At 72.2% G+C, this 26,374-nt stretch carries 23 protein-coding genes; 9 read left to right on the top strand and 14 right to left on the bottom strand.

Annotation, left to right across the window (positions count from 1 at the left end; translation table 11 throughout):
* Positions 1-228: 228 nt before the first annotated feature.
* The 4 genes from ACWGJ5_RS15895 to ACWGJ5_RS15880 all read right to left on the bottom strand — a co-directional run bounded on the left by ACWGJ5_RS15895 (position 229) and on the right by ACWGJ5_RS15880 (position 4,932).
* Entirely contained in the window at positions 229-780 is a 552-nt protein-coding gene (locus ACWGJ5_RS15895; RefSeq protein ID WP_453310372.1) for an ATP-binding protein, read from the bottom strand.
* A 544-nt stretch (positions 781-1,324) separates the two neighbouring features.
* Positions 1,325-2,434 (bottom strand): acyl-CoA dehydrogenase family protein, encoded by a 1,110-nt coding sequence (locus ACWGJ5_RS15890; protein WP_453310296.1) that lies wholly within the window; start codon positions 2,432-2,434, stop codon positions 1,325-1,327.
* A gap of 171 nt (positions 2,435-2,605) precedes the next feature.
* The gene (locus ACWGJ5_RS15885) at positions 2,606-3,739 is read right to left on the bottom strand and encodes an acyl-CoA dehydrogenase family protein (RefSeq protein WP_453310295.1); all 1,134 of its coding nucleotides are present in this window, start codon (positions 3,737-3,739) and stop codon (positions 2,606-2,608) included.
* On the bottom strand, positions 3,739-4,932 hold the full coding sequence (locus ACWGJ5_RS15880) for an amidohydrolase family protein (protein WP_453310294.1): 1,194 nt from the start codon (positions 4,930-4,932) through the stop codon (positions 3,739-3,741). Before ACWGJ5_RS15880 ends, ACWGJ5_RS15885 begins: the two co-directional genes overlap by 1 nt.
* Before the next feature lie 86 nt (positions 4,933-5,018).
* On the opposite strand from ACWGJ5_RS15880, the gene ACWGJ5_RS15875 reads away from it, so the two are divergent.
* Positions 5,019-6,539 carry a class I adenylate-forming enzyme family protein gene (locus tag ACWGJ5_RS15875; protein ID WP_453310371.1) on the top strand — a complete coding sequence of 507 codons (1,521 nt, stop codon included), beginning with the start codon at positions 5,019-5,021 and terminating at the stop codon, positions 6,537-6,539.
* Positions 6,540-6,583: 44 nt separating this feature from the next.
* On the opposite strand, the gene ACWGJ5_RS15870 is transcribed toward ACWGJ5_RS15875, so the two are convergent.
* Both ACWGJ5_RS15870 and ACWGJ5_RS15865 read right to left on the bottom strand, forming a co-directional pair.
* Entirely contained in the window at positions 6,584-7,096 is a 513-nt protein-coding gene (locus ACWGJ5_RS15870) for an EF-hand domain-containing protein (protein ID WP_453310293.1), read from the bottom strand.
* 185 nt (positions 7,097-7,281) lie between these two features.
* Positions 7,282-7,656 (bottom strand): STAS domain-containing protein, encoded by a 375-nt coding sequence (locus ACWGJ5_RS15865; protein WP_453310292.1) that lies wholly within the window; start codon positions 7,654-7,656, stop codon positions 7,282-7,284.
* Positions 7,657-7,999: 343 nt separating this feature from the next.
* On the opposite strand from ACWGJ5_RS15865, the gene ACWGJ5_RS15860 reads away from it, so the two are divergent.
* A complete protein-coding gene (locus ACWGJ5_RS15860) occupies positions 8,000-8,572 on the top strand; it encodes a sigma-70 family RNA polymerase sigma factor (protein WP_453310291.1) in 573 nt (190 codons plus the stop codon).
* Between the two features lie 65 nt (positions 8,573-8,637).
* Complete coding sequence (locus ACWGJ5_RS15855) at positions 8,638-9,969, top strand: zf-HC2 domain-containing protein (RefSeq protein ID WP_453310370.1); 1,332 nt, start codon at positions 8,638-8,640, stop codon at positions 9,967-9,969.
* A gap of 83 nt (positions 9,970-10,052) precedes the next feature.
* Here ACWGJ5_RS15855 and purU read toward each other — a convergent pair whose 3' ends face one another.
* Positions 10,053-10,934: a formyltetrahydrofolate deformylase gene (gene purU / locus ACWGJ5_RS15850; RefSeq protein WP_228623156.1), complete on the bottom strand. Its 882-nt coding sequence runs from the start codon at positions 10,932-10,934 to the stop codon at positions 10,053-10,055.
* Positions 10,935-10,994: 60 nt separating this feature from the next.
* Entirely contained in the window at positions 10,995-11,495 is a 501-nt protein-coding gene (locus ACWGJ5_RS15845; protein WP_453310290.1) for an SCO4402 family protein, read from the bottom strand.
* 117 nt (positions 11,496-11,612) lie between these two features.
* Here ACWGJ5_RS15845 and ACWGJ5_RS15840 point away from each other — a divergent pair, with 117 nt between their 5' ends.
* Positions 11,613-12,938 (top strand): ABC transporter substrate-binding protein, encoded by a 1,326-nt coding sequence (locus ACWGJ5_RS15840; protein ID WP_453310369.1) that lies wholly within the window; start codon positions 11,613-11,615, stop codon positions 12,936-12,938.
* Between the two features lie 18 nt (positions 12,939-12,956).
* Here the strand turns inward: ACWGJ5_RS15840 and ACWGJ5_RS15835 are convergent, their stop codons facing one another.
* Positions 12,957-14,579, bottom strand: a complete 1,623-nt coding sequence (locus tag ACWGJ5_RS15835) for a hypothetical protein (protein ID WP_453310289.1) — start codon at positions 14,577-14,579, stop codon at positions 12,957-12,959.
* A 198-nt stretch (positions 14,580-14,777) separates the two neighbouring features.
* A complete protein-coding gene (locus ACWGJ5_RS15830; RefSeq protein WP_453310288.1) occupies positions 14,778-16,163 on the bottom strand; it encodes a transcriptional regulator in 1,386 nt (461 codons plus the stop codon).
* Positions 16,164-16,426: 263 nt separating this feature from the next.
* Between ACWGJ5_RS15830 and ACWGJ5_RS15825 the strand changes: the two genes are divergently transcribed.
* The 3 genes from ACWGJ5_RS15825 to ACWGJ5_RS15815 are packed head-to-tail and all read left to right on the top strand — an operon-like array spanning position 16,427 to position 19,505.
* Complete coding sequence (locus ACWGJ5_RS15825; RefSeq protein WP_453310287.1) at positions 16,427-17,092, top strand: bifunctional DNA primase/polymerase; 666 nt, start codon at positions 16,427-16,429, stop codon at positions 17,090-17,092.
* Positions 17,093-17,145: 53 nt separating this feature from the next.
* Positions 17,146-17,922: an ABC transporter ATP-binding protein gene (locus tag ACWGJ5_RS15820; RefSeq protein WP_453310286.1), complete on the top strand. Its 777-nt coding sequence runs from the start codon at positions 17,146-17,148 to the stop codon at positions 17,920-17,922.
* Positions 17,919-19,505 (top strand): transporter, encoded by a 1,587-nt coding sequence (locus ACWGJ5_RS15815; protein ID WP_453310285.1) that lies wholly within the window; start codon positions 17,919-17,921, stop codon positions 19,503-19,505. The genes ACWGJ5_RS15820 and ACWGJ5_RS15815 overlap by 4 nt, the downstream gene beginning before the upstream one ends.
* A gap of 5 nt (positions 19,506-19,510) precedes the next feature.
* Here the strand turns inward: ACWGJ5_RS15815 and ACWGJ5_RS15810 are convergent, their stop codons facing one another.
* Together ACWGJ5_RS15810 and ACWGJ5_RS15805 are read right to left on the bottom strand one after the other, a co-directional pair.
* A complete protein-coding gene (locus ACWGJ5_RS15810; RefSeq protein WP_453310284.1) occupies positions 19,511-20,422 on the bottom strand; it encodes an alpha/beta fold hydrolase in 912 nt (303 codons plus the stop codon).
* A 347-nt stretch (positions 20,423-20,769) separates the two neighbouring features.
* Positions 20,770-21,462, bottom strand: a complete 693-nt coding sequence (locus tag ACWGJ5_RS15805) for a metal-dependent transcriptional regulator (RefSeq protein ID WP_020940714.1) — start codon at positions 21,460-21,462, stop codon at positions 20,770-20,772.
* Positions 21,463-21,743: 281 nt separating this feature from the next.
* Here ACWGJ5_RS15805 and ACWGJ5_RS15800 point away from each other — a divergent pair, with 281 nt between their 5' ends.
* Positions 21,744-23,132 (top strand): PAS domain-containing protein, encoded by a 1,389-nt coding sequence (locus ACWGJ5_RS15800; protein ID WP_453310283.1) that lies wholly within the window; start codon positions 21,744-21,746, stop codon positions 23,130-23,132.
* A 24-nt stretch (positions 23,133-23,156) separates the two neighbouring features.
* On the opposite strand, the gene ACWGJ5_RS15795 is transcribed toward ACWGJ5_RS15800, so the two are convergent.
* On the bottom strand, positions 23,157-23,912 hold the full coding sequence (locus ACWGJ5_RS15795) for an SIS domain-containing protein (RefSeq protein ID WP_453310282.1): 756 nt from the start codon (positions 23,910-23,912) through the stop codon (positions 23,157-23,159).
* Positions 23,913-24,396: 484 nt separating this feature from the next.
* A complete protein-coding gene (gene pdxH / locus ACWGJ5_RS15790) occupies positions 24,397-25,083 on the bottom strand; it encodes a pyridoxamine 5'-phosphate oxidase (RefSeq protein WP_453310281.1) in 687 nt (228 codons plus the stop codon).
* Between the two features lie 166 nt (positions 25,084-25,249).
* On the opposite strand from pdxH, the gene ACWGJ5_RS15785 reads away from it, so the two are divergent.
* Entirely contained in the window at positions 25,250-26,350 is a 1,101-nt protein-coding gene (locus tag ACWGJ5_RS15785) for a citrate synthase 2 (RefSeq protein WP_228623145.1), read from the top strand.
* Positions 26,351-26,374: the final 24 nt, after the last annotated feature.

The following is a 26,374-nucleotide window of genomic DNA, read 5'->3' as shown; positions in this document are numbered from 1 at the left end:
GCGCGCCTCCCCCCACCGTCGCGCACACGCGCCGCCCACCGGATGCGACCCACACTCGACGAGGGCTGCCGTCACCCCGGCCCTCGTCGTCCCCTCGCGGCGAATCGTCGCCCACAAGCGTGTTCAGGCGGTCACGCGTCGTCAACGCCGGTACGGGGATTTGTTACGTACGCCCTGTTCGCGGCACCCGCGCACGGATGCACCCCCGGCGCACCGCCGCGCCGGGCACTACACCGCTTCGAAGGCGAGACCCTCGTACGCGGACAGTCCGCTCCCGTACGCCATCGCCGCGCTCTCCCTGGGCTGTGAACAGCGGTCCAGTTCGCACCAGATGCTCTTGCCGGCGCCTTCCGGGCTCCAGCCCCAGCGATCGGCCAGACAGTCCACCAGGGCCAGGCCCCGGCCGCCGGTGGCATCACCGGCGGCGCAACGCGGCACGGGAGCGCGGGAGCTGCTGTCGGCGACCTCGACGCGCACGGTGTCCGCCACGGGTGCCTCCGCCATCTCGGCCGCATCCACCACGCCGACCGCCTCGACCACCACGTCGGCCGTCTCGGCCGCCACACCGACCGTCTCGGCCGCCGCGCCGGGCAGGGAGAGCCGGAGCACGGCCGCGTGGCCGGTGTGCACGACCGCGTTGGTCACCAGTTCGGAGACGAGCAGGATCAGGGTCTCGGCCAGCGGCTCGTCGGCCGTTATGCCCAGCCCGGGAAGCCGCGAGCGGGCCCACCTCCTCGCCCGCCCCACCTCTGTGGGGTCGGGCCGGATCTCCAGCTGCACTTGAAGCACCTGCACCGCTCACACCATCCGAACCGGCGGACACATGACCCCGCGCCGCCCGGCCGCAGCGGCCGCGACGACGATGACGAGGGCCACGATCGTAGCCATTTTCTGCATGCTCAGAACAACGGCCCGAGCAAGGGTCACGGAACGTGATTCCCTTTGTAGACAGCATGGTTGACGTACAGTCACCCCAACAAGCGCTTCGGGCATATTCCAGCGTGAAGGAGTACGCGTGCGGCATACTGTGCGACGCGCGTGCCGGGGAGTCGAACAGGCGTCGGCCGAAGCCGCTACCGCCCCGCGAGCAGCGATGCGCACCGCGCGACCCGGTACCGCCCCAGGGGCGCCGCCGGCTCGGCTCGTGCTCGCAGCCACTCGCATCCCACACAAGGTACCGGAGGGGACGCCCGACTCCGGGTCGTGACGAGCCTGTTGAAGGACACAACCAGGTATCGACGCTCCGTGATACCGGTGTGCCACAATCCGCGACATCCTGGGCCAAGGCTTTGTCGCCCGTGCAGCCCAGGGAGCCGCGCCCTCCTCAGGCTGCCAGCCGCGCGGCGAGCAGTTCCTCACTCTCCGTGCTCCCGCCACCACGCCGGGCCCGCACCCAGGCCCGCTTCAGATGCAGATGCACGTCCGCCTCCCAGGTGAACCCCATGCCCCCGTGCACCTGGAGACAGTCACGGGCCCCGCGTACGGCGGCCTCGTCGGCGAGCAGCCGGGCGGCGGCGATGTCGGCCGGGTCGCCGGTGACGGCGGCCGCGTAGACGGCGACGCGCGCGGTCTCGGTGCGCACCAGCAGGTCCGCGCACAGGTGCTTGACGGCCTGGAAGGCACCGACCGGCTGCCCGAACTGCTCCCGCGTACGGGCGTGTTGCACGGCCAGCTGCTGCACCCGCACGGCGGTACCGAGCTGTTCGGCTGCGGTGAGGAGGGTGGCCACGGGGCCGGGGGTGCCGTCGGTGTCGGGCGCGCCGGTGCCGTCGGTTCCTACGGCGTCGGTGCCGGTGCCGGTGCCCGCCGAGGGTTGGGTCGCTTGCCGGCGCACACCAGGTGCCTCCCCCACTCCCGGCTTCGCTCGAGCGGGGGGACCCCCAGCGCCCACCCGTGCCGCCCCAGCGGCACGACCGCCCGCAGCAGCGTGCGTCTCGCCGCCGCCAGGTGGGCGCCGGCCTGCGGCGGCTTCGCTGCGGGTGGGTGCGGGAATCCGGTGCAGCGGGGTCAGCGGGTCAACGGAACGCAGCGGTACGGCCTCCGCCGCCTCCCCCCGTACTACGTCCGCCGCCTCCAGCCACTCCACCAGCTGCCCGTCCACCGCCGTGACCACCGTCTCCCCGGTGGCCGCGCCCGGTACGCTGCCGGCGGCCAGGTGGGTCGCCACGAGCGGTCCGGGCAGCAGGGCTCGTCCGGCCTCCTCGAAGACCAGCACCGCCTCCGGCAGTCCCAGCCCGACCCCGCCGTCCGCCTCCGGCAGCCGCAGGGCGAAGAAACCCGCGTCGCCGAGCGCCCGCCACAGCTCGCGGTCGAGCCGCCCCTGCGCGTCCACGGCCGCCCGCAGCGCTTCCCGCCCGAACCGCCGGTCCAGCAGCTCCCGTACGCCTGCTTTCAACGCACGCTGGTCCTCAGTGAGTTGGAAACGCACGCTCATCTCCCTCCGACCGGACCGACACCGCACCGGACCGACACCGCACCCGACGGCACCCGGCCACACCGCCCCCTCTCCACCAGCCCCTGGACCGCCCCGCCGTGCCCTCGCCACGCCGCCCCCGCCCGCCACCGGCGACGAACCCCCGGCCCCGCCCCACCGCCAAGCGCGCGTTCACCTCCCCTTCGGCAGGTCCAGGAGCCGTTCGGCCACGATGTTGCGCTGGATCTGTGAGGTGCCGGCGGCGATGGTGTAGGACAGGGAGGACAGGCGGTCCAGGACCCAGGGCCGGTTCATGTCGAGGCAGTCGGGGCCCAGGACCTCGGCGGCGGTGTCGTACAGCTCCTGGCGGGCGTGCGAGTAGCGGAGCTTGAAGACCGAGCCGCCGACGCCCGGCACCCCGCCGCTCGCCTCCGCCTCGCTCACGTTCCACTGGGTCAGCCGCCACAGCGCCCGGAACTCCGCCTCCAGGCGGCCGAGCCGGCGCCGTAGGACCGGGTCGTCCCAGCGGCCGTTCTGCCGGGCCCCGGCCGCGAGCTCGGCCAGGACCCGGCGGCAGGCCACCACCTCGCCGACGAACGCCGTGCCGCGCTCGAAGGACAGGGTCACCATGGTCACGCGCCAGCCGTCGTTCTCCGCGCCGACCCGGTTCGCCACCGGCACCCGCACCTCGTCCAGGAACACTTCCGCGAACTCCGCCGACCCCGCGAGCGTACGCAGGGGCCGTACGGTGATGCCGGTGGCGTCCATGGGCATCGCGAGCCAGGTGATGCCCCGGTGCTTCGGCGCGTCCGGGTCGGTGCGGACCAGCAGTTCGCACCAGTCGGCGACCTCGGCGTGGGAGGTCCAGATCTTGGACCCGGTGACCACGTAGTCGTCGCCGTCGCGCCACGCGCGCGTGCGCAGCGACGCCAGATCCGATCCCGCGTCCGGCTCGCTGAACCCCTGGCACCACACCTCCTCGCCGCGCAGGACCGGCGGCAGCCAGCGCGCCCGCTGAGCGGGGGTGCCCTCGGCGGCGATGGTCGGTCCGGCGTGCAGCAGGCCGACGAAGTTCGCCCCCACATAGGGCGCGCCCGCCCTCTCCGTTTCCTCCAGGAAGATCAGCCGGAGCGTCGGCGAGGCGTCCCAGTGGACGTCGGCGTACCCGGCCTCGTACAGCGTCCGCTGCCAGCCCAGGTCGTACGCCCTGCGCGCGGGCCAGTCGTCCGGGGACGGCTTCGGCGGCAGCGTCGGCAGCACCTTGGCGAGCCACTCGCGCAGCCGGGCGCGGAAGTCCTCCTCCTCGGGCGTGTACGACAGGTCCATTACTTGTCGAAGTCCAGGTCCAGCATGCGGATGGCGTTGCCCCGCATCAGCTTGTGGACGGTCTCGTCGTCCAGGCCCTTCACATGCTCGAGGGCGACCTCCTTGGTGTGCGGGAAGGTCGAGTCGACGTGGGGGTAGTCGGTCTCGAAGGTGGCGTTGTCCCTGCCCACCACGTCCAGCGAGGCGACGCCGTGCTTGTCGCGGAAGAAGCAGCAGAAGATCTGCCGGTAGTAGTACGTCGACGGCGGCTCGGGGATCAGGTCCCGGACCCCGCCCCAGGCGCGGTGCTCCTCCCACACGTCGTCGGCACGCTCCAGGGCGTACGGGATCCAGCCCATCTGCCCCTCGGAGTAGGCGAGTTTGAGCTGCGGGAACTTCACCAGGACCCCGCTGAAGAGGTAGTCCATCATCGAGGCCATCGCGTTGTTGAAGCTCAGCGAGGCCTGGACGGCGGGCGGGGCGTCGGGGGATGCGGCCGGCATCTGGGAGCTGCTGCCGATGTGCATGTTGACGACCGTCCCCGTCTCCTGGCAGACGGCGAAGAACGGGTCCCAGTGGCCGGAGTGGATGGAGGGCAGCCCGAGGTGGGTGGGGATCTCGGAGAAGGTCACCGCCCGCACCCCGCGCTCGGCGTTGCGCCGGATCTCGGCTACGGCCAGTTCGACGTCCCACAGCGGGATCAGGCACAGCGGGATCAGCCGGCCGCCGCTGTCCCCGCACCACTCCTCCACCATCCAGTCGTTGTAGGCGCGCACGCAGGCGAGGGCGACCTCCTTGTCGTGGGCCTCGGCGAAGGTCTGCCCGCAGAAGCGGGGGAAGGTCGGGAAGCAGAGGCTGGCCTCGACGTGGTTGAGGTCCATGTCCTTCAGGCGTTCGGCGGGGTCCCAGCACCCCGGGCGCATCTGTTCCCGGGTGATCCCCTCCAGGGTCATCTCGTCCCGGTCGAAGCCGACGGCGGCGATGTTGCGCTTGTACGGGAACTTCAGGTCCTCGTAGATCCACCAGTCGGTCGGCTGGCCGGCCGGGTCCATGGTGATCTGGTACTTGCCGCCGACATAGGCCAGTTCCCCGATCCCGGCGGTCAGCGGCTTGGGTCCACGCTCGCGGTACCTGGCCGGCAGCCAGGTCTCGAAGAGGTGGGCGGGCTCGATCACATGGTCGTCGACGCTGATGATGCGGGGCAGTTCGGTCATGGGTCCCCTCCGCCGGACGGTACTTATCTGATGGTCCGTCAGATAGCATGCTACCTGACGTGCCGTCAGCCAAGGAGGGGGCCAACGTGAACGACACCCCGCACTCCCTGAGTTCCTCCCGCACGCTGTGGGACCTGCTCGCCCGCCGTGCCGATCTCACTCCCGACCGTCCCGTCCTCCTCCAGGGCGACCGCCGGCTGACCTTCGGCGGACTGCGCGCGCGTGCCGAGCGGGTGGCGGCGGGCCTGTACGACATGGGCGTGCGGCCCGGCACGGTGGTCGCCTGGCAGCTGCCCACCCGCGTCGAGACCGCCGTACTGTCCTTCGCCCTGGCCCGCCTGGGCGCCGTACAGTCCCCGGTGATCCCCTTCTACCGGGACCGGGAGGTCGGCTTCGCGCTGCGCGGGTCGAAGGCGGAGTTCTTCGCGGTCCCTGGTGTGTGGCGGGGCCACGACCACACGGAGATGGCGCGGCGGCTCGGCGCGAAGGGGGTCTTCGAGGCGTACGACGACCTCCCCGAGGGCGACCCGGCGGCGCTCCCCGCCCCGCCCGCCGAGGGCACCTCGGTCCGCTGGATCTACTGGACCTCCGGCACCACCTCCGACCCCAAGGGCGTGCTGCACACCGACCGCTCCCTGATCGCCGGCGGCTCCTGCCTCGCCCACGCCCTGCGCCTGGCGCCGGACGACGTCGGTTCGATCGCCTTCCCGTACGCCCACATAGGCGGCCCCGACTACCTGGTGATGCTGCTGCTGTACGGCTTCCCGGCGGTGATGTTCGAGCACTTCGCGCTGCCGGAGGCGCTGGCGGAGTACCGGCGGCACAAGGTGACGGTGGCCGGCGGCTCCACGGCCTTCTACTCCCTCTTCCTCGCCGAGCAGCGCAGGCAGCCGGACGAGAAGCTGATCCCGACCCTGCGCCTGCTCGCGGGCGGCGGCGCACCCAGGCCCCCCGAGCTGTACCACGCCGTGGTCCGCGAGATGGGCGTCCGGCTCACCCACGGCTACGGCATGACCGAGGTCCCGATGATCACCATGGGCGACCCCGAGGACACCCCGCAGAACCTGGCCGCGACCGAGGGCCGTCCGCCGGCCGGGATGGAGATCCGGGTCGCCGACGGCGAGATACGGCTGCGCGGCGAGGCCGTCTGCCAGGGCTATCTGGACCCCGCCCAGACGGCCGCCGCCTTCGACCCCGACGGCTTCCTGCGCACCGGCGACCTGGGCCATGTCACCGACTCCGGCCATCTCGTCCTCACCGGCCGTCTGAAGGACGTGATCATCCGCAAGGGCGAGAACATCTCGGCCAGGGAGATCGAGGACCTCCTCGCCGCACACCCCTTGGTGGCGGACGCGGCGGTCATCGGCCTGCCGGACACGGAACGGGGCGAGCTGGTCTGCGCGGTGGTCGAACAGCCGCCGGGTGCGGGCGGGTTGACCTTGCCGGAGGTCGTCTCCTACCTGCGCTCCTCGGGCCTGTCCGTGCACAAGCTGCCGGAGCGGCTGGAGGTCGTGGAGGCGCTGCCTCGGAACGACACCCTGCGGAAGGTGCTGAAGTACAAGCTGCGGGAGCGGTTCGCCGGCCGGCCGGCGTCACTGTCCGACTGATCACGGCCGTGACGGTGACGGCCGGGCGCCGTCCGGTGCGCGCGTTACTCCGCGACCGTGAAGTACCGGGCGAACGCCGGGACGATGTCCGGTTCGGCGATGGTGCCGTCGGAGTCGGTGTCGAGGGCGTGGGCGACGGTGTCGGCGAGGTCGGCCGGGACATGGAGGACGCGCAGGACGCGGGCGGTGTCGGCGACCGTGAGGCGGCCGTCGGCGTCCGTGTCGGCCACCGCCAGCGCCGCGTGCAGGAAGGGGCGGGCGATCTCGGCGAAGCGTTCGGGGTTGTCGCGCAGGCGCTTGACCGCGCCGGTGACGAACTCCTCGCGGGTGATGCGCTGGTCGCCGTCCCGGTCGGCGATGCCGGCCATGCCCTGCCAGAACGCCTCCGCGCCGGCGTACAGCGCCTGCCCCTTGTCGGAGCGTGCGGGCACGGCGAACTCGGCGAGGAGCGCCTTGGCCGCCGCGCTGAAGTCCTCGCGGTCGATCCAGCCGTTGCCGTCCTGGTCGAAGGTGGCGAACCGGGCTGCGATCCTGCGTTCGTAGTCGGTACTGACCATGTCTTTCGGGCCGCCTTACGTATGCGTCGTTCGAGTCGTCCTACGGGTGCGTTGGTGACCTGGCACGGAGCGTATGACGCGGGTGGCCGTCGGATGGCGGAAATCCGGTGGTTGTGCCAAGACCGGGGGAATTCTGCGACAACAGTGTGGCCTTGCCGCAGAGAAAAGGCGGCGCGGGCGGGGGGTCAGGCCGAGAGCGGGCCCGCCTCGTCCGTCGTCGCGGTCTCGAGGTCGGGGTGGACGTCGAAGAGCCGGCGCACGCCGAGCGCGCCGAGGACCCGGTTGACGTGCGAGCCGTCGTCGGCACCCCGGTCGGGCAGGATGAGCCGGAGCCGGCCCTGACAGGAGCGGATCAGCCTGCGGGCGGCGACGAGGACGCCGACCCCGCTGGAGTCACAGAAGAACACGTCGGAGAGGTCCACGACGAGGCTGTGGTGGCCCTCGGCGACGACGTCGTGCACACGTTGACGCAATATCGGCGAGGTCATCAGGTCCAGCTCCCCGGACACCCGGAGCACGGACCAATCGCCCTGTTCGGCGCCGGTCACCTTGAATGCCACGTCCCTGCCCCTCCGCTCGCCGGAACTCCCGGAACCGCCCGGAAACGGAAGCAGTTCCTACGCTTGCCTTCCGCGCGGCTGCCCAGCGGCCGTTCCCTGAAACGTGGAGCCACAAACTAGACGTGATCGACAAGGGGCTTGTTTCGGTCACTATCGATCCTGTTCGATCAGAGATGTGCGCACCTTGTGTGAGGATTATGTGAAGAGGGCACTATCACCTGCAGCCCTTCCGGGGGCGCGCGTTGACACAAAGGGGCGTGCAGTGTCAGACGTGCCGACTACATTCGGGAAGACGGTGCAGACAGGCTGGACGGGCCGGACACGGGTGAGGGGAGGGGACCGCATGGCCACGAAGGACGTACCACCCCGCTGGGACCGCAAGATGCAGCAACGGCTCGCCCGCGGTGAGGCGGCCGCCCTGGGCGAGCTGTACGACCGCTTCGCCTCGCTCGTGCACGGCCTCGCCCACCGCGTCCTCGGCGACGAGAAGGCCGCCGACACCCTCACCCGCGAGGTCTTCGCCCACCTCTGGGAACACCCCGAGACCTACGACCCCAAGAAGGGCCCGCTGCGCACCTGGGTGGCCGGGGTCACCCACCGGCTCGCCGTGCAGCGGCTGCGCGACAGCGAGGCCGCCGCACTGCCGCAGAGCAGCGGCGGCTCCCTGGCCGAACTGGAGCGCAGGGTGCGCCGCGCCTCGGTCGCCGCCCGCGCCGACTACATCGTCCACTCCATGCCCGCCCCGCTGCGCGCCGCCCTCGACCTGGCCTACTTCCAGCGCCGCGACTACCGCCAGACCGCCGTCGACCTCGGCGTCACCGAGGACGAGGCCCGCCGCCGGCTCCGCCTCGGCCTGCAACTGCTCTCCACCGCCCATGACGCCGGGACACCACCGGGAGCCGGGGGTGCGGTGTGAGCGGAGCGGAAGGGTTCGGGGCGGCCGACGAGCACGAGGGGCCCGGAGACGAGGAGCAGCGCGCGGTGCCGCCGTACGAGGACGGCGGCGGCCGGGGTGAGAACGGCCACACGGGCAAGGGCGCCGGCGGCGGCTCGGGGCAGGACCCGCGCCAGGCCGGCGGTCCCGAGCCGGACCGGCCGGCGCGCATACCCACGCCCCGCGCCTCCGTCGAGGACGGCGGGCGCGCGCTGCCCGACCTCGCCGATCTGGGGGACCCCGCACCCGTGCCGCTCGACCTGCCGCACGACGTCCTGAAATCGCTCCTCGGCGCCTGGGCGCTGGCCGCCTGCTCGGCGGCGGAGACCGCCGCAGTCGAGGACCACCTGGGCTCCTGCGGAAGCTGCGCCGACGAGGCCCGCCGGCTGCGCGAGGCGGTCGGCCTGCTGCACCAGCCCGAGAGCCTCGACCTGGACCCGGGACTGCGGGCCCGCGTCCTGGCGAGCTGTCTGGAACGCCGCCCGCCGCGCATCCCGGTCCCCGGGTGGGCGGCGCCGTACGACGCCGAGACCGCCCGCCTGGACGCCCTGCTGCAGGACTTCGGGGACGCGGAGTGGCACGCGCCGGTGCGGCTGCGGTGGTTCGAGTCCGACGCGGCGCAGAGCCGTCGTACGACCGTGGCCGGGGTGATCGCGCACCTGCTGTCCGTGGACGGGCTGATCGCCCTCGGGCTCGGCCTGGAGGACCCGCTGGCCGAGGTCGCCGGCGCGGCCGGGCAGCAGGCGGTGGGCCCGGAGGGGCGCACCGAGGCGTTCTGGCGGAACTCCCACTTCCCGCCCACCCGCTCGGTGCGGGGGCCCTGGCGGGAGCAGAGCCACGGTCTGGTGCGGACGGCGGCCTTCACCGGCGGGCACGCGGGCGGGCTGGCGGTGTCGTACGGCGACTTCGAGCTGCCGCTGCACGACGCGATGCTGGACCGGGCCTTCGAGTGCTGGGTGCACGCCGAGGACATCGCCGAGGCGGTGGACTACCCGTACCAGCCGCCCGCGCCGCGCCATCTGAACAAGATGATCGACCTCGCGGCCCGGATGCTCCCCGCTGCGCTGGCCCGGCGCCGGCAGACCGGCCTGGGCTCCCCCGCCCGCGGCCGCCACCTCGGCCTCGCCGGCGAGCCCGGCCGCAGCCTGCGGCTGGAGATCGAGGGCGCGGCGGGCGGCGAGTGGCTGATTCCGCTGGACTCACCGGCGGCGGTGGCCTCGGCGGACCTCGAGGTGGCCCACGTGGCGCTGGACGGCGTGGAGTTCTGCCGCCTGGCCGCCGGCCGCATTCCTCCGGAGGAGGCCGCGGTGGGGCAGGCCGGCGACCGGGAGGCGATCAGGGATGTGCTGTTCGCGACGGCGGGGTTGAGCCGGCTGTAGGAGCGGGTCGCGGTTTCGTGGGCGGCTGCGGGTGCGTTGTGGCTTGTCACGCAGCCGCCGAACGACGCGAGGCCTCCGAGCTCCTAGGCGAACACCACCGTACGGCGCCCGTTGAGCAGAATCCTCCGCTCCGCGTGCCACTTCACCGCCCGCGCCAGCGCCTGGCACTCCACGTCGCGGCCGACGGCAACGAGCTGATCCGGCGTCACACCGTGACCGACCCGCTCGACCTCCTGCTCGATGATCGGGCCCTCGTCCAGGTCGGCGGTCACATAGTGCGCCGTCGCCCCGATCAGCTTCACACCCCGCGCGTGCGCCTGGTGATAGGGCTTCGCGCCCTTGAAGCTCGGCAGGAAGGAGTGGTGGATGTTGATGATCCGGCCGCTGAGCTGCTTGCACAGGTCGTCCGAGATGACCTGCATGTAGCGGGCGAGGACGACCAGCTCGACGTCCTCCTCGCGCACGATCTCCAGCAGCTTCGCCTCGGCCTGCGACTTCGAGTCCTTCGTCACCGGAATGTGATGGAAGGGGATGTTGTAGGAGCCCACCAGCTCCTCGAAGTCGGTGTGGTTCGAGACCACGCCCACGATCTCCACCGGCAGCGCCCCGATCCGCGCCCGGAACAGCAGGTCGTTCAGGCAGTGCCCGAACTTGCTGACCATGAGCAGGATCCGCATCTTCTCGTCGGCCCGGTTGATCTGCCAGTCCATGTGGAAGGAGTCACCGACCGCCGCGAAGCTCGCCCGCAGCTTCTCCACCGTCACCGGCGCATCGGCCGAGAAGTGGACGCGCATGAAGAACAGACCCGTGTCGTGGTCGCCGAACTGCTGGCTGTCCTCGATGTTGCAGCCGGTCATGAAGAGGTAGCTCGACACGGCGTGCACGATGCCCTTCTTGTCCGGGCAGGAGAGGGTGAGGACGTACTGGTCGGCCGGGGCGGCGGCGGGCGCGGACTGCTGATTCATGCACTACAGGTTCTCACGTCGGCCGCGCGCCGTGGGCGTTTGTCCCGCAGTGCGGGACGTCTACGCGGTCCGGGTCAGGATCCGCAGCACTTCCAGACTCTTCGGCGGCGTGTCCGGGTCCTCCCCGTCACTCGCCGCCATCCGGACGTGGGCGTCCCGCGCCGCCCGCACCGCCTCCGGCCACCCCTGGTGGTCGAGATAGGCGGCGACCGGCGCGTCCGGGCCGACCTGGTGCATGATCCGCAGCACCCGCAGCACGGCGGTGTCCACGAGCGCCGCCTCCTGTGAGTCCCGGAATATCGTGCCGACGTACTTCTCCGCGGACCAGTTGTCCAGCCAGGTGTCCTCCACCAGCCGGTAGACGGCGTCCGTGACGTCGCCGTAACCGTCCACGCCGGCCAGCCAGACGTCCCGCTGGAACGCCTGGTCGGAGAGCATGTGCAGCGCCGAGCGCACATTGCTGCGCCAGCGCCACCACGGCATGTCGCTTAGGGGCATGCCGCCCATGGTGGAGGAGCGACGGCCATGACGGGAAGAGTTCTCCGAACCTTGCACGGTCATCGATCGTACGTTCCCCGTCACACCAGCCTCACCGGCCCCTGCAATTCACCTCGATGTCACCCCTCGTTGACTCAGGGTCACTCGCCGGTTCGTCGTGTGAGGGAATCGTGCGTGCACATGACCGGCAGGCGACGCACTTTTAGTACTTTCCTCCATTCGTCCTTCCGCCCCGGCAGAGCCACCGCGCTGACCGTGGGCGCCGTGGCCCTCTGTGCGTCGCTCACCACCGGATGCGGGGTCATCCCCGGTGCCACGGGGGGCTCCGGGGATGACCCGATCAAGGTCATGACCTGGGCGCCGCAGGACACCGACGCCACCAACAAGCCCGGCATGCCAGCGATGGCCCTCGCCTACGCCAAGTGGATCAACGCGCACGGCGGCATCAACGGCCGCAAGCTGAAGGTCCTGACCTGCAACGACCACAACGACAGCGTGGGCGCCGCGAAGTGCGCCCGGTACGCGGCCGACGAGGACGTGGTCGCGGTCGTCGGCTCCTACAGCCAGTTCACCGACTCCTACTCAGCCCCGCTGGAAGGCGCCGGCATCCCCTACATAGGCGGCTACGGCGTCACCAACGACGAGTTCACCGGCCAGATGTCCTACCCGGTCAACGGCGGCCAGCCCGCCCTGCTCGCCGGTCTCGGCAAGGCCCTCGCGGCCGCCTGCGGCAACATCGCACTGGTCCGCCCCGACAGCATCGCCGGCGACGAGCTACCGGTGCTGCTCGACTCCGGGCTGCAGGCGGGCGGGCACAGCAAGGCGGGGGACCAGCTCGCCGAGGAGGACGCCACCGAGTACGGCGACCAGGCCGACCAGGCGCTGCGGTACGCCACCAAGGACCCCGCCCGCAAGGGCTGCGTGGTCCCCGCGCTCGGGGACCGCACCGACACCTTCCTGGACTCCTTCCGACGGGACCGCGGGAGCTTCCCCCCGGTACGGCTCGCGACCGTGCTCGGCAGTGTCGACCAGACCGTGATCAACGCCACCGGCGGGGCGTCCGGCCCGTACGAGGGGGCGTACATCACCGGCTGGTATCCGCCGGCTTCGGACTCGCGGTGGGACCCGATGAAGAAGGTGATCAACGAGGAGGCCTTCGGCGACACCCGCATCGACCCCGCGGACGCCGGAGTGCAGACCACCTGGATCGCCTACACCGTGCTGAAGGCCGTCCTGGACAAGATCGGCGGCGGCGAGGTGAGCGCCGACTCCGTGCGCCGCACCCTCGACGACGGCCCGCAGGTCTCCACCGGCGGTCTCACCCCGCCCCTGCGGTGGTCCTACTCGAGCCGGCTCGCCTCGGTCGGCTTCCCGCGGATGGTCAACGCCGACGTCACCCTGCAGGTGGTCCAGGACGGCAAGCTGGTCGCCGCCCGCAAGGGGGTCGGCGGGTTCGACGGCACCACCGACATGACGCGGACGCTGGAGAACGCCGACGTGCAGTGACGCCCGTCGGCGCGTCCCTCACAGCTGGGTGGGCCGGCGCTGGGTCAGGCCGTACTTCTGCGCGATCGCGTTCCACAGCGCCGCCGCCTTCGCCTTCTGCGCGCTGGCGGTGCCGCTCGCCCGGTTGCCGGCCTGGGTCTCGCCCGTGACGCGGGCGTGGCCCTTGCGGCAGACCTTGTGGTTCTTGGCCTGGCCGGCCCAGGCCGCGTAGTGGTTGTCGGCCGCGGCGGACGCCTGCCAGGCCTGGGTCAGCGCCGCGGTGAGCGCCCCGTTGCCCGGCAGCTTGTCCACGGACAGCTTGCCGAGCCGGGTGACCAGCTGGTTGCGCTGCCCGGCCGCGTTGCGCAGGTCGGTGGCGGCCCCGTCGAGGTTGTCGCAGTTCTTGACGTTGGCCACCGCCTTGATCACCGAGGCACGGCTGCTGCCGCTGTCGGCGAGCAGCTTGTCCAGCTCGACCGCCTGCTGCCGGGCCGGATCGGCGGCAGCCGAGCCGGACGGAGCGGGGGAAGTGGCCGCGACCGTCTTGCCGTCGGCGCCCTGGTCCTTGCCGCCGCCGCTGAGCAGAGCGCCGGCGCCCACACCGATGACGACGATGCCGACACCGATCGCGGCGATCAGCGGCACGCGCGACCGGCCGCGCGGCCGGTCGTCGTCGTGCGCGGGGGCGTACGACGGCTGCTGGGCGCCGTAGGAGGGCTGCGTGGCGCCGTACGACGCCGGGCCGGGGTGGGCGTCCGGCTGCTGGACGCGCGGCAGCTGCTGGGTGGCCCCGGCCGGGCCGTCACCGCCCGCCGGGCCGCCGCGGAAGAGGCTGTCGAACTCGGCCGGCGGCTGCCGCTCCGCGCCGCCCTGCGCCTGCGCCTGCGCGGCGTACGGCGGGATGTACTGGGTGGCCTCCGCGTCGGGCGAGGCCGGGGCGGGCGCCTGCCGGGCGCGGCCGAGGTAGCGCGTCTCCTCGCCGCTCGACTCGGGCGGCAGCGCGCCGGGCGTCACCGGCGGGATGTACTGGGTCGCGCCCTCGTCGGCGGAAGCGGCCGGCACCGGCGGCAGGTACTGGGTGGCGCCCTCGGCGGGTGCCGCCGCCTGCACCGGCGGTATGTACTGCGTCGCGCCGTCGTCCGCCGCGGGCAGCGGGGCACCGGCGCCCGCGTAGGCGTCGGGCGCGGCCGGCGGAAGCGGCGCGGCACCGGCGGGCTGCTGCGGGTACGGCTGCTGGTGGGGCAGCGGCAGAGGCTGCTGCGGCTGGTGGTGGTACGGCTCGGGTGCCGCACCGTACCCGGGCTGCTGACCGGCGCCGTAGCCACCGCCCTGCGCGCCGGGGTGGTCGTACGACGGCGTGTGGCCGTACGACGGGGCGCCCTCCGGGGGCAGCGCGCCGGGGTTCGCGGCGGGCGGCTGCTGGGCCGGGGCGTCCGGCGTGTGCCACTGCTGGGCCGCCGCCGGGGGCCAGCCCTCGCCCGGCTGGGGCGCCCGCTGCTCGGGCCCCCAGGAGCCGCCCCAGGCCTGCCCGCCTGCCGGGGCCGCGGGGGCGGGCGCGGCGGTCATGCCCGGCAGCACGGGCTCGCCTCCGTCGGAGGGCAGCACGATGCCTTCGCGCGCGGGCCGCGCCGAGGGCTCCTCGCCCTGTCCACTCTGCGTCACCGGGACTCCTACTAATGGGGGACCTTGTGAATCGGGCTCACGCTACCGGGTCCCCCGAGCCGGGTGCCATGCAGCTCAGGTCGTGATCTTCTTACCTGTGACGGCGGTAACACAACTGCCCCGCAGTACGCCGACCCTGGCACCCGCACGCATCCGGGTGCCGTTCGCCGTGCGTTCACACGACCGCGGGGCCGAGGTTCACGCGGCCTGCTGGAGATCGAGGCGCGCCCCGAACTCCCGTACCACCGCCTCCTCCCGGAAGGGTTCCAGGCGCTGCTGGAGGTCCTCCAGATACTCGGCGCCCCGGTTGGAGCGGAGCGTCTCCAGCAGCTCCACCGCCTTCAGGCCGGTGCTGCAGGCCTGTTCGACCTCCCGCTGCTGCACCTGGGCCGTGGCGAGCAGCACATAGCCGATGGCGCGCCGCCGGGCCCGGGTCTCGGGGTGCCCGGCCAGCGACTGCTCGGCGCATCGGGCCGCCTGACCGCTCTGGCCGAGATCGCGGTGGCAGTGCGCCAACTCGTCGGCGAGATACGCCTCGTCGAAGTGCCGGATCCACACCGGGTCGTCACCGGAGGAGCCGTCCGCCTGCTCCATCGCCGTCACCGCCCGCCCGATGGACGCCTGCGCCGCGCGGACGTCGCCGAGCAGGGCGTGCCCGCGCGCCTCGGCCGCCTGGAACATCGCCTCCGCGCGCGGGGTCACCTGCCCGCGCGCCCCCTCCTGCGCCGCCCGCGCCAACTGGGCGATCTCGCGCGGGTTTCCGAGCTGGGCGGCGAGGTGGCTCATGGACGCGGCCAGGACGTAACCGCCGTACCCGCGGTCCCCGGCGGCCTGCGCGAGCCGCAGCGACTGGATGTAGTACCGCTGGGCCAGCCCCGGTTGCCCGGTGTCGACGGCCATGTACCCGGCCAGCTCGGTCAACCGGGCGACCGCCGCGAAGAGTTCCCGGCCGACCGTCTCCCGGTAGGAGCCGGCGAGCAGCCCGGAGACGACGCTGTTGAGGTAGTGCACGACGACCGGGCGCACATGCCCGCTGCCGAACTGGTGGTCCAGATCGGTCAGCGCCTGCGTCATGGACCGTACGGCCGCCACGTCGGCCTGTCCCACGCGCGGGCCGGCCTGCCGGGCCACCTGGGCGTCCGGCGCCGAGATCAGCCAGTCCCGGCTGGGCTCGACCAGCGCGGAGGCGGCGACGGAGGAGCCGGACAGGAAGTCCCGGCGCCCCACGTCGCTGCGCCACAGCTCGCAGACCTGCTCGATGGCCCCCAGTACCGTCGGCGAGAACTGGAGACCGACCCCCGAGGCGAGGTTCTTGCCGTTGGCCATGCCGATCTCGTCGATCGTGACCGTACGGCCGAGCTTGCGCCCGAGCGCCTCCGCGATGATCGCCGGGGCGCGGCCCCGGGGCTGCTGTCCGCGCAGCCACCGGGCCACGGACGTCTTGTCGTAGCGCAGGTCGAGGCCGTGCTCGGCGCCGCACATGTTGACCCGCCGGGCCAGCCCGGCGTTCGAACACCCCGCTTCCTGGATGAGTGCCTGCAGCCGTTCGTTCGGCTGCCTCGCCACGAGAGGCCTTGCGGCCATGTGCTACCCCCTGCGTTGCGGTCCCCTGGGCGTAACCGTTCCGGGAAGATCACTGCCCAGCTGACATACCGTCAATGCGCGACATGTGCCGTTTGCCGGGGTAACGACGGATGCCAACCCCACCCCTGGCTACCCAGCCCACGCCCCGGATCCCCCCGCGCGCCCCCACCCGTGCATCCATGCGCCCCGATTGCCGAATCGATGCTCCTCCCCCGCGCACGCCATGGCCGTAACTCCAGGTGGGCGCGAGAGTTGAGTGGAGCGTGGAAGAGACGATCGCGGGCGCCCAGAACACTCAGATGACCGGTCAGATTCCGCAGCAACGCGGGGAATCGCTGCTGGAGACCGCCGTACGCTACGCCGAGGAGCGACACTGGGACGTGTTCCCGGGCACCTGGCTGGAAGCCGTCGACGGAGTGCAGCGCTGCTCCTGCGCCGACGCCTCCTGCCCTGCGCCGGGTGCGCACCCCGCGCGCCCCGACTGGGCGACCCTGGCGACCGGCAGCGCGACCGTCGCGCGCCGGATGTGGCAGAAGCAGCCGACGGCTTCGATTCTGCTGCCGACGGGGCGGACGTTCGACGCGTTGTCCGTCCCGGAGAGCGCGGGGTTCCTGGCTCTGGCCCGTATGGAGCGGATGGAGCTGATGCTGGGCCCGGTCACCTTGTCTCCCGACCGGCGCATGCAGTTCTTCGTGCTGCCGGGGGGTGCCGCGAAGGTGCCGGACCTGGTGCGCAAGCTCGGGTGGACGTTGTCGTCTCTCGACCTGATGGCACTGGGCGAGGGGGCGTATGTGGCCGCTCCTCCCACTCGGTTCGGGTCTCGTGGTGCCGTGCAGTGGGCCTGCCGGCCGACTCCCGCCAATCGGTGGTTGCCGGACGCGGAGGAGTTGATCTCGCCGCTTGCCTACGCGTGCGGGCGGGACCGGTAGCCGTTCACGGCCCCGCGCCCTTCGGGGCTCCGCACTGGCCGTAACCTTCATGCATGACCGAGGTCGCAGTGCGGGTGCGGGGGCTCTGGAAGCAGTTCGGGCAGCAGGTTGCCGTCGGGGGGATCGACCTGGATCTGCCCGCCGGCAAGTTCATCGGGCTGGTCGGGCCCAACGGAGCCGGGAAGACCACCACCCTCTCCATGGTGACCGGGCTGCTGCGGCCGGACGGCGGGACCGTCGAGGTCGTCGGTCATGACGTGTGGCGGGATCCCGTGGCCGTCAAAGCGAGGATCGGCGTCCTTCCCGAAGGGCTGCGGCTGTTCGAGCGGCTGTCGGGGCGGGAGCTGCTCGGGTACTCGGGGCGGCTGCGCGGACTGCCGGGGACCGAGGTCGACAAGCGGGCCACGCAGCTGCTGGACGTCCTCGACCTGGCCGGCGCCCAGCACAAGCTCGTCGTCGACTACTCGACCGGCATGCGCAAGAAGATCGGGCTCGCCGCCGCGCTGCTGCACAACCCCGAGGTGCTCTTCCTGGACGAACCCTTCGAGGGCGTCGACCCGGTGTCCGCGCAGAGCATCCGCGGCGTCCTCGAGCGGTACACCGCCTCCGGCGCCACCGTCGTCTTCTCCTCCCACGTCATGGAGCTGGTCGAGTCGTTGTGCGACTGGGTCGCCGTGATGGCCGCCGGACGCATCCGCGCGACCGGCCCGCTGGCAGACGTGCGCGGCACCCATCCCACCCTCCAGGGGGCGTTCCTGGAACTGGTCGGGGCGAGCGGCCGGGACACCGGGTCCGATCTGGACTGGCTGGGCGGCGGGGCGGCCCGATGACGAACCTCACCTCCACCGTCGTACGGCTGAAACTGTCGCTGCTGCGGGGCGGACTACGGCAGTCCGGGGGCCGGCGGGCCGCGTTCGTCGTCTCCGCGGTCATCGCGGTCCTGTTCGCCCTGCTGCAACTGCTGGGCCTGCTCGCACTGCACGGACACGCGCACGCCGACGCCGTCGCCGTACCGGGCACGGCCGTGCTGGCACTGGGCTGGGCGGTGCTGCCGCTGTTCTTCCCGACCGGCGACGAGACACTCGACCCGACCCGGCTGGTGATGCTCCCGCTGCGCCCCCGCCCGCTGGTCCGTGCACTGCTCACGGCCTCCCTGGTCGGCATCGGCCCTCTGTTCACCCTGCTGGTACTGGCGGGCTGCACGCTGTCGCTGGCCCAGGGCGCGGCCGGGTACGTCGTCACCGTCGTCGCCGTAGCCCTCGCCCTGCTCGTCTGCGTGGCCCTGGCCCGGGCCGTCGCCACGGCCAACGTACAGCTGCTGACCAGCAGGAAGGGCCGCGATCTGGCCGTGCTGAGCGGTCTGGTGATCGCCGTCGGGGCGCAGCTGGTCAACTTCGGTGCACGGCAGCTGGGTTCGGCCGGGCTCGGCCAGTTGCAGCCCGCCGCGGACGTGCTCTCCTGGGTGCCGCCGGCCTCGGCGGTGGCGGCGGTGCACGCGGCGAGCCAGGGCTCGTACGGCATCGCGGCCACCCAACTCGCCGTCACGGCAGCCGGGTTGGCGGCCCTGATCGCCGCGTGGGCGCGGAGCCTGACCCGGCTGATGACCGCGCCCGACGCCTCCACACTGCAGCCGGCCGACGCCGGCGACCACGGACGCTCGACCACCGGACTCGGCCGCCTGCTGCCGCAGGGCCGCACGGGCACGGTCATGGAACGCAGCCTGCGCTACATCTGGCGGGACCCGAAGACCAAGGCCGCCTGGGTGACCTCGCTGGCGATCGGACTGATCGTGCCGGTGTTCAACGCGGTGCAGGGCACGGGGTCGATCTACTTCGCGTGCTTCGCCGCCGGGATGCTCGGCATCCAGATGTACAACCAGTTCGGGCAGGACACCTCCGCGTTCTGGATGGTGGCCATGACCGTCTCCTCGCCCCGGGACGCATACGAGGAACTGCGCGGCCGCGCCCTGGCCCTGCTGCTGATCACCCTCCCCTACGCCGTGCTCGTGACGGTGACGACGACGGCCCTGCTCGGCGCCTGGACCCGGCTGCCGGAGGTGCTGGGGCTGTCCTTCGCCCTACTCGGAGCGATGCTCGCGACCGGCGCCTGGACCTCGGCCCGCTTCCCCTACTCCATCCCCCAGGAGGGCCACAAGAACGTCGTCCCCGGCCAGGCGGGCCTCGCCTGGATCTCGATCTTCGGCGGCATGGTCTCGGCGGCCCTGCTCTGCTCCCCCGTCATCGCCCTGACCATCTGGCTCCACGTGAGCACGGGCGGGGCGGACTGGAGGTGGCTGCTGCTGCCGGTGGGGGCGGCGTACGGGGCCGGGCTCACGTTTGCGGGCCTCCGCCTGGCGGCTCCGAGAACGGCGGCACGGCTGCCGGAGATCCTCACGGCTGTCAGCAAGGGGTAGGGGGCTCAATCCCCGAACACCCGATCAAGAAACGGCGAGACAGCCCCCCGCCAAGCCCCCGGCATGTCGTAATGAGCGAGGTGCCCGGCGTCGGAAACCTCCGCGTACTCACCGGCCGGCAGCACCCGCACCATCTCCTGGGCCTCCGCCCGCCCCAGCTCCCCGTCCACCCCACGCACCACCAGCGTCGGGCACCGCACCTGGGCCAGCTCCTCCCAGTGCGCGTCGTACACCCAGGTCTCCCGGGACCTGAGCATCTGCTCCGGCTCGAACACCGGCCGCCAGCCGTCGGCGGCCTCGTGCATCACCTCGGCGTAGAACTCCCCGCGGGCCGGGTTCGGCCGCTCCACCCACGGATCGTCCTCGCCGAACCACTTGCGTACGTCCGCCAGTGTGGCGAAGGGAACGGGCCAGGCCCTGAACCACTCCGCCCACTCCCGCTGCGAGGCGGCCCCCAGGGCGGAGGCCCGCATGTCGCAGATGATCAGACCCCCGACCAGTTCGGGGCGCTTGGCGGCGAGCTGCCAGGCGGTCAGCGCGCCCATGGCATGGCCGATCAGAAGCGCCGGGGCGAGACCGAGCTGTTCCAGGGCGGCCTCGGCGTCCTCGACGTAGGCCTCGCGGGTGTAGGCGGCCCGCGGCGGCTTCTCGCTCTGGCCGTGTCCGCGCTGGTCGAGGGCCACGGCACGGTGGCGTGCGGTGAGCCAGCGGGCGGTGGAGGCCCAGTGGGAGGCACGGCCCATCAGGCCGTGAAGTAACAGCACGCCCGGAGCGCCGGACGCCGTGTCCGGCCGGCCGTCCACCTGATGGTCCGTATGGTTTTCCGACGGGTCGAGCCCCGTCTTGGGAGGGTCGGCGAACTCCCAGGCGGCCAGGCGCACGCCACCCGCTCCCGTCACGTCGATACGCCGTGCCATGGGTCTGGCACCCCCCAGCTCCGCCTGCCTCGTACCGGTGTACTGCCGTACTCGCTCGTACTCGCTGCTGTCGCTGTCGTGCTGTCGTCGTGCTTGTCGTCGTGCTCGTCCTGCCGCCGCAGACTATCGAATGCCCATTCGAAAAATCCGTCTCTGCGGACAACACCCCTCATTCGAGTGACACCCCTCAAGGAATGATCGCCGCCATCGAGGGGATCTCTTCTGGCGGGAGGCGGACCGCTCGGGGAAAAACGGTCCGAGGGGGATGACCCTGAGAGCTCGGGGCTCCGGGTCAGCACAGGGGAGGACAGGCCCCGGCGCCACAAGGCGCCGGGGCCCTCTCCTGTTCAGCGCTTGGCGACGAACACGTGCGAGGCGACGTCCGCCTCCAGCTCGGCCGCCTCGCCGCCACTGCCCACCAGCACGCCGCCGGCCGACTCCGTCACGCTCACCACGGAACCGGGCTGCACACCCGCGCGCCGCAGCGTGTACATCAGCTGTGCATCCGTCTGGATCGGCTCGCCGATACGGCGGACGACGACCGTCTTGCCGTCCGTACCCGCGTCCAGGTCTGCCAGCGAGACCATGCCCTCGTCCAGGAACGGGTCGGCGCCGTCCTTCTCGCCCAGCTCCTCCAGGCCCGGGATCGGGTTTCCGTACGGCGACTCGGTCGGGTGCCGCAGCAGCTCCAGCACGCGCCGCTCCACCGCCTCGCTCATCACGTGCTCCCAGCGGCAGGCCTCCGCGTGCACCTGCTCCCACTCCAGGCCGATCACGTCGACGAGGAGACACTCGGCCAGCCGGTGCTTGCGCATCACGCGCGTGGCGAGCCTGCGCCCCTCGTCGGTCAGCTCCAGATGCCGGTCGCTGGCGACGGAGACGAGCCCGTCGCGCTCCATGCGCGCCACCGTCTGGCTCACCGTCGGCCCGCTCTGGTCGAGCCGCTCCGCGATGCGGGCGCGCATGGGGACGACGCCTTCCTCTTCGAGCTCGAGGATGGTGCGGAGATACATCTCCGTGGTGTCGATCAGTCCGGACATACGTGCCCCTCGATTACCTCTGCCGGCACCCCGGCGCGTGCGCTGGCCCTGTCACCAATTCTGCCGGATCGGACTGACAAGCGGGGGCCGCGCGGGAAACGGGGGCAGCCGTGGAGCTCCGGCCGTTGACGGGTGCGGGTCCGTGGGTGGCCGATGCGTCCAATCTTGTGGGACCAATCTTGCGGGAACAGGATGTGTGCTGGGTCACGTTCCAGTTGAATGATGGGCACTGAGCGAACCGTGCGCCGTATGTGCGCCGACGCAGCCTCCAGGGGGTCCAGGTGAGTGCTTCCCGGCGGAGTGGGACCACCGATGAGCTGGGGCCGGACGAGCCCGGTGAGTCAGGGGGATCCGATCTGCTCGCCGCACTGCTCGACGGCATGGACGCGGCACTGTGCGCCTTCGACGCCGACGGGGTCGTCACGCACTGGAACCGGGAGGCCGAGCGGATCCTCGGCTGGACGGCCGCCGAGGCGGTCGGGCGGCACGGGTTCGCCGGATGGGCGGTGCGCAGTGCCGACGCCGAGGAGGTGCAGGCCCGGCTGATGTCGGCGATGCACGCCCCCGGGCGGCAGGTGCACGAGTTCGCGCTCGTCACGAAGGACGGCGGACGGGTGCTCGTACGGACCCAGTCGGCCGCCGTGCGCGGGCCCGACGGAGAGCCCGCCGGGGTGTACTGCGCGTTCAGCGAGGTCCACGCGCAGATCGATCTGGAGCGGTCGATCGCGCTGAGTGAGGCACTGTTCGAGGACGCCGCCTGGGGGGTCGTACTCATCGACGCCGATCTGCGGCCCGCCGTCGTCAACGCGCACGCGGCCCGTGCGCTCGGCATCGGACGTACCTCCGCGCTCGGCCGGCCGCTCGGTGAACTGCTCGCGCAGGGCGTGGAGGAACTGGAGGCCGCGCTCACCCATGTGCTGGCCGAGGGCGCGCCGCCCGCGCCCGCCGAGATGTGGGTCAGCGTGCGCACCGGGGAGGGCGAGAAGCGGCGCTGCTGGCGGAGCGGGTTCGTGCGGCTGGCCTCGCCGCTCGCGGAGGAACCGGTGCCGCTCGGCGTCGGCTGGCTGTTCCAGGACGTCACCGAGGCCAAGCAGGGCGAACAGGAGGCGGCCCTGCTGCGCTTCCGCACCAACCAGCTGCACCGCGCCGCGCGTGCCGCCGCCGAGTGCGAGGACCCTGCCGAGGCGGCCACCGTCCACCTGGACTTCGCCCTCGCCGGCTTCGCCGACCACGCGTTGATCGACCGGGCGGTGCCTGCCCCGCGCACGGAGGGCGGGGAGGCGGCCGTACGGCTCGTACGCCTCGCCGCGACGCCCGCCGGAGCGCCGGGACCGAGCCTGCTCACCGGCGCGGCCGGGCTGCCCGTGCGCTACGAGCCGGGCCATCCGGCGCTGCAGTGCGTGGAGCGGTGCGGGGTCGTGCGCGCGGACGCCGGGTCGGTCCCGGCGCAGCGGGCGCAGGAGTGGGCGCTGTCCCGGCAGTGGCCCGGCGACGCGGTGCACGCCCTGTGCGCGGTGCTGCGCAGCCGGGGGCGGACGCTGGGCGTGGTGACCTTCCTGCGCGGCTCCGGCCGCAGCCGCTTCGAGCGGTCCGACACGGCCTACGCGGAGGACGTGGCGGTCCGCATCGCGGCGGCGCTGGACCTGGCGGGCGCGGTGGCGGGGAAGTAGGCCTCCGGGGGCTCCCGCGCGGTCTCAGCGCCGGTAGAAGATCCGGTCGCCGTACTCCCGCAGCACACGGCCGTTCCACTCGTGGCCGCCGTCGACGTTGCCCGAGCGCAGGAGCGGGGGTTCGATGCCCCGGTCGGCGAGGGTGGCGGCGGTGGTCGCCATGACCGCCTGCATCAGCGCGGTGGTGACGACCGTGGAGGCGGGGGCGAAGGGCGCCGGGATGGTGTCCAGGGTGAGCTCCGCGTCACCGACGGCGATCTTCGAGTCCAGGACGATGTCGCAGTGGTCCTTCAGGAAGGTGCCGGAGGCGTGCCGGGACGTGGTCTGCGCGGCGTACGCGACCGAGGTGACGCCGATGACCTTCACGCCGAGGGCGCGGGCGTGCTGGGCCATCTCCACGGGGAGGGCGTTGCGGCCGGAGAGGGAGATGATCACGAGGGCGTCGCCGGAGCGGAGCGGTGAGGTACCGAGGACGGCACTCGCGAGGCCGTCGACGCGTTCGAGGGCGGAGCCGAGGGTGGCCGGGATGACGTCGACGCCGACGACGCCGGGGACGGCGAGCAGGTTCATCAGGGCGAGTCCGCCGGCACGGTAGACGACGTCCTGGGCGGCCAGGGAGGAGTGCCCGGCGCCGAAGGCGAACAGGCGGCCGCCGGCGGCGACGGTGTCGGCGAGCAGGGTGCCGGCCGCGGCGATCGGCTCGGCCTCCTCCTCACGGACCCGTTGCAGCAGGCCGATCGCGGCGTCGAAGAACAGGTCGGCAGGCGTGCCGTCGCTCATGCGGTACCCCTTCGCAGCGTCTGTGTCGCGGATCACCGTGCGGTCTGGACCAGTGTGGTGTCAATACGGCCGCTCACCATCCGACGGGCACGGCAACGGAACCCGTCGTCGTCACGCCAAGAGCGCTGCCCGGGCAGCGAGGACGGCTCCAGCGCGGCGACGGCCACGGCCACCCGACGCGGCCGGAAGCCCCTCCGTCAGGATCTCCGAAAAACAGTTGAGCTCTCCCCAGCCGCTTCCTAGGCTGTGTCCCAAGCGGAAAGGAGGTGATCGGGTAAATGAGTGAAACCCGGACGCGCGAGGTGGCTGCGGGCTAGCGGCTCGCCACCACACCCAGTGCGGTGCCGGACCAGCGTGTGTGCGAAACACGCAGCCGGCCCTAATCCAACGCAGTCACCCGACCCGCGGGCTGCCGGTACGTCCGGCCGGCTCCTCCTCGAGGAACCCAGCCCGCGGGTCGTCTGCGTTCACGTGCCCCGTGCCTTCAGGGGGCGAGGCGCTCGACCTTCCAGGTGCCGCCCGGCTGGGCGACGTAGCGCAGGCGGTCGTGGAGGCGGTTCACGCGGCCCTGCCAGAACTCGATGGTTTCCGGGGTGATGCGGAAGCCGCCCCAGTGCGGTGGGACCGGGACCTGTTCGTCCTCGGGGTAGCGGGCCTGAAGGTCGGCGTAGGCGGTGTCCAGTTCGGTGCGCGAGGCGATCACCGTGGACTGGGCGCTGGCCCAGGCGCCGAGCCGGGAGCCGTGCGGGCGGGTGCGGAAGTAGGCGGCGGTCTCGTCGCGGCCGGTGCGGTGGGCGGTGCCGGCGACGATGACCTGGCGGGCCAGCGGGTGCCAGGGGAAGAGCAGGGAGACGTGCGGGTTCTCCGCGAGGTCGTGGGCCTTGCGGGAGTCGTAGTTGGTGTAGAAGACGAAGCCCTCGGTGTCGAACTGCTTCATCAGGACCGTGCGCGAGCTGATGCGGCCGGCCGCGTCCGCCGTGGAGACGACCATCGCGTTGGGCTCGTAGATGGTGCCGTGCAGCGCCGCCCGGGCGGCGTCCTCGAACCAGCGGGCGAACTGGTCCATGGGGTGCGTGGCGAGATCCTGTTCGGCGAGGCCCTCGGCCCGGTACTGCTTGCGCATGGCGGCGGGGTCGAGGGCGGGATCCAGGAGCGGGTCGCGGTCGGTCACGCGGTCATCTTGCCGTATCGAACGCCACTGGCACTCAGTGTCGTACGGACTCCCCAAGTCTGGCACCGGGGGTTATCGTGCTGGTCCCCTTGCGGTTGGGTGACCACCGGCTGAACGGGGCATCACCGGGGTGACCGCCGCCGATCACATCACGAGGAGCCGCCTGATGTCCGATTTCGTACCCGGACTCGAGGGAGTCGTAGCGTTCGAGACGGAGATCGCCGAGCCGGACAAGGAGGGCGGCGCCCTGCGGTACCGGGGCGTCGACATCGAGGATCTGGTCGGTCATGTCTCGTTCGGGAACGTGTGGGGGCTGCTGGTCGACGGGGCGTTCAATCCGGGGCTGCCGCCCGCCGAGCCGTTCCCGATCCCGGTGCACTCCGGTGACATCCGCGTGGACGTGCAGTCGGCGCTCGCAATGCTGGCGCCGGCGTGGGGGCTGAAACCGCTGCTCGACATCGACGAGCGCCAGGCGCGGGACGATCTGGCGCGGGCCGCCGTGATGGCGTTGTCGTACGTCGCCCAGTCGGCGCGCGGGCAGACGCTGCCGATGGTGCCGCAGCGGGAGATCGACAAGGCGAAGTCGGTCGTGGAGCGGTTCATGATCCGCTGGCGGGGTGAGCCGGATCCCAAGCATGTCGCCGCTGTGGATGCCTACTGGACGTCCGCGGCCGAGCACGGGATGAACGCCTCGACCTTCACCGCGCGGGTCATCGCCTCCACCGGGGCCGATGTCGCCGCCGCGCTGTCGGGGGCGGTCGGGGCGATGTCCGGGCCGCTGCACGGGGGTGCGCCCTCGCGTGTGCTCGGGATGATCGAGGAGATCGAGCGGACGGGGGACGCGGAGGCGTACGTCCGGCAGGCCCTGGACCGGGGTGAGCGGCTGATGGGGTTCGGGCACCGGGTGTACCGGGCCGAGGATCCGCGGGCGCGGGTGCTGCGGCGTACGGCGCGGGAGCTGGGCGCGCCGCGGTTCGAGGTCGCCGAGGCGTTGGAGAAGGCCGCGCTGGAGGAGCTTCACAACCGTCGGCCGGATCGGGTGCTGGCCACCAACGTGGAGTTCTGGGCCGCGATCACGCTGGACTTCGCGGAGGTGCCGGCGCACATGTTCACGTCGATGTTCACGTGCGCCCGTACTGCCGGGTGGTCGGCGCACATTCTGGAGCAGAAGCGGACGGGGAGGCTGGTGCGGCCTTCGGCGAGGTACGTGGGTCCCGGGCCGCGCAGTCCGCAGGACATCGAGGGGTATGCGGACATCGCCCACTGAGAGGGGCGCCACGGAGCGCGGGCG

This window comes from Streptomyces sp. NPDC054783 (assembly GCF_053611725.1).
This window is presented reverse-complemented; position numbering and strand designations above follow the sequence as displayed.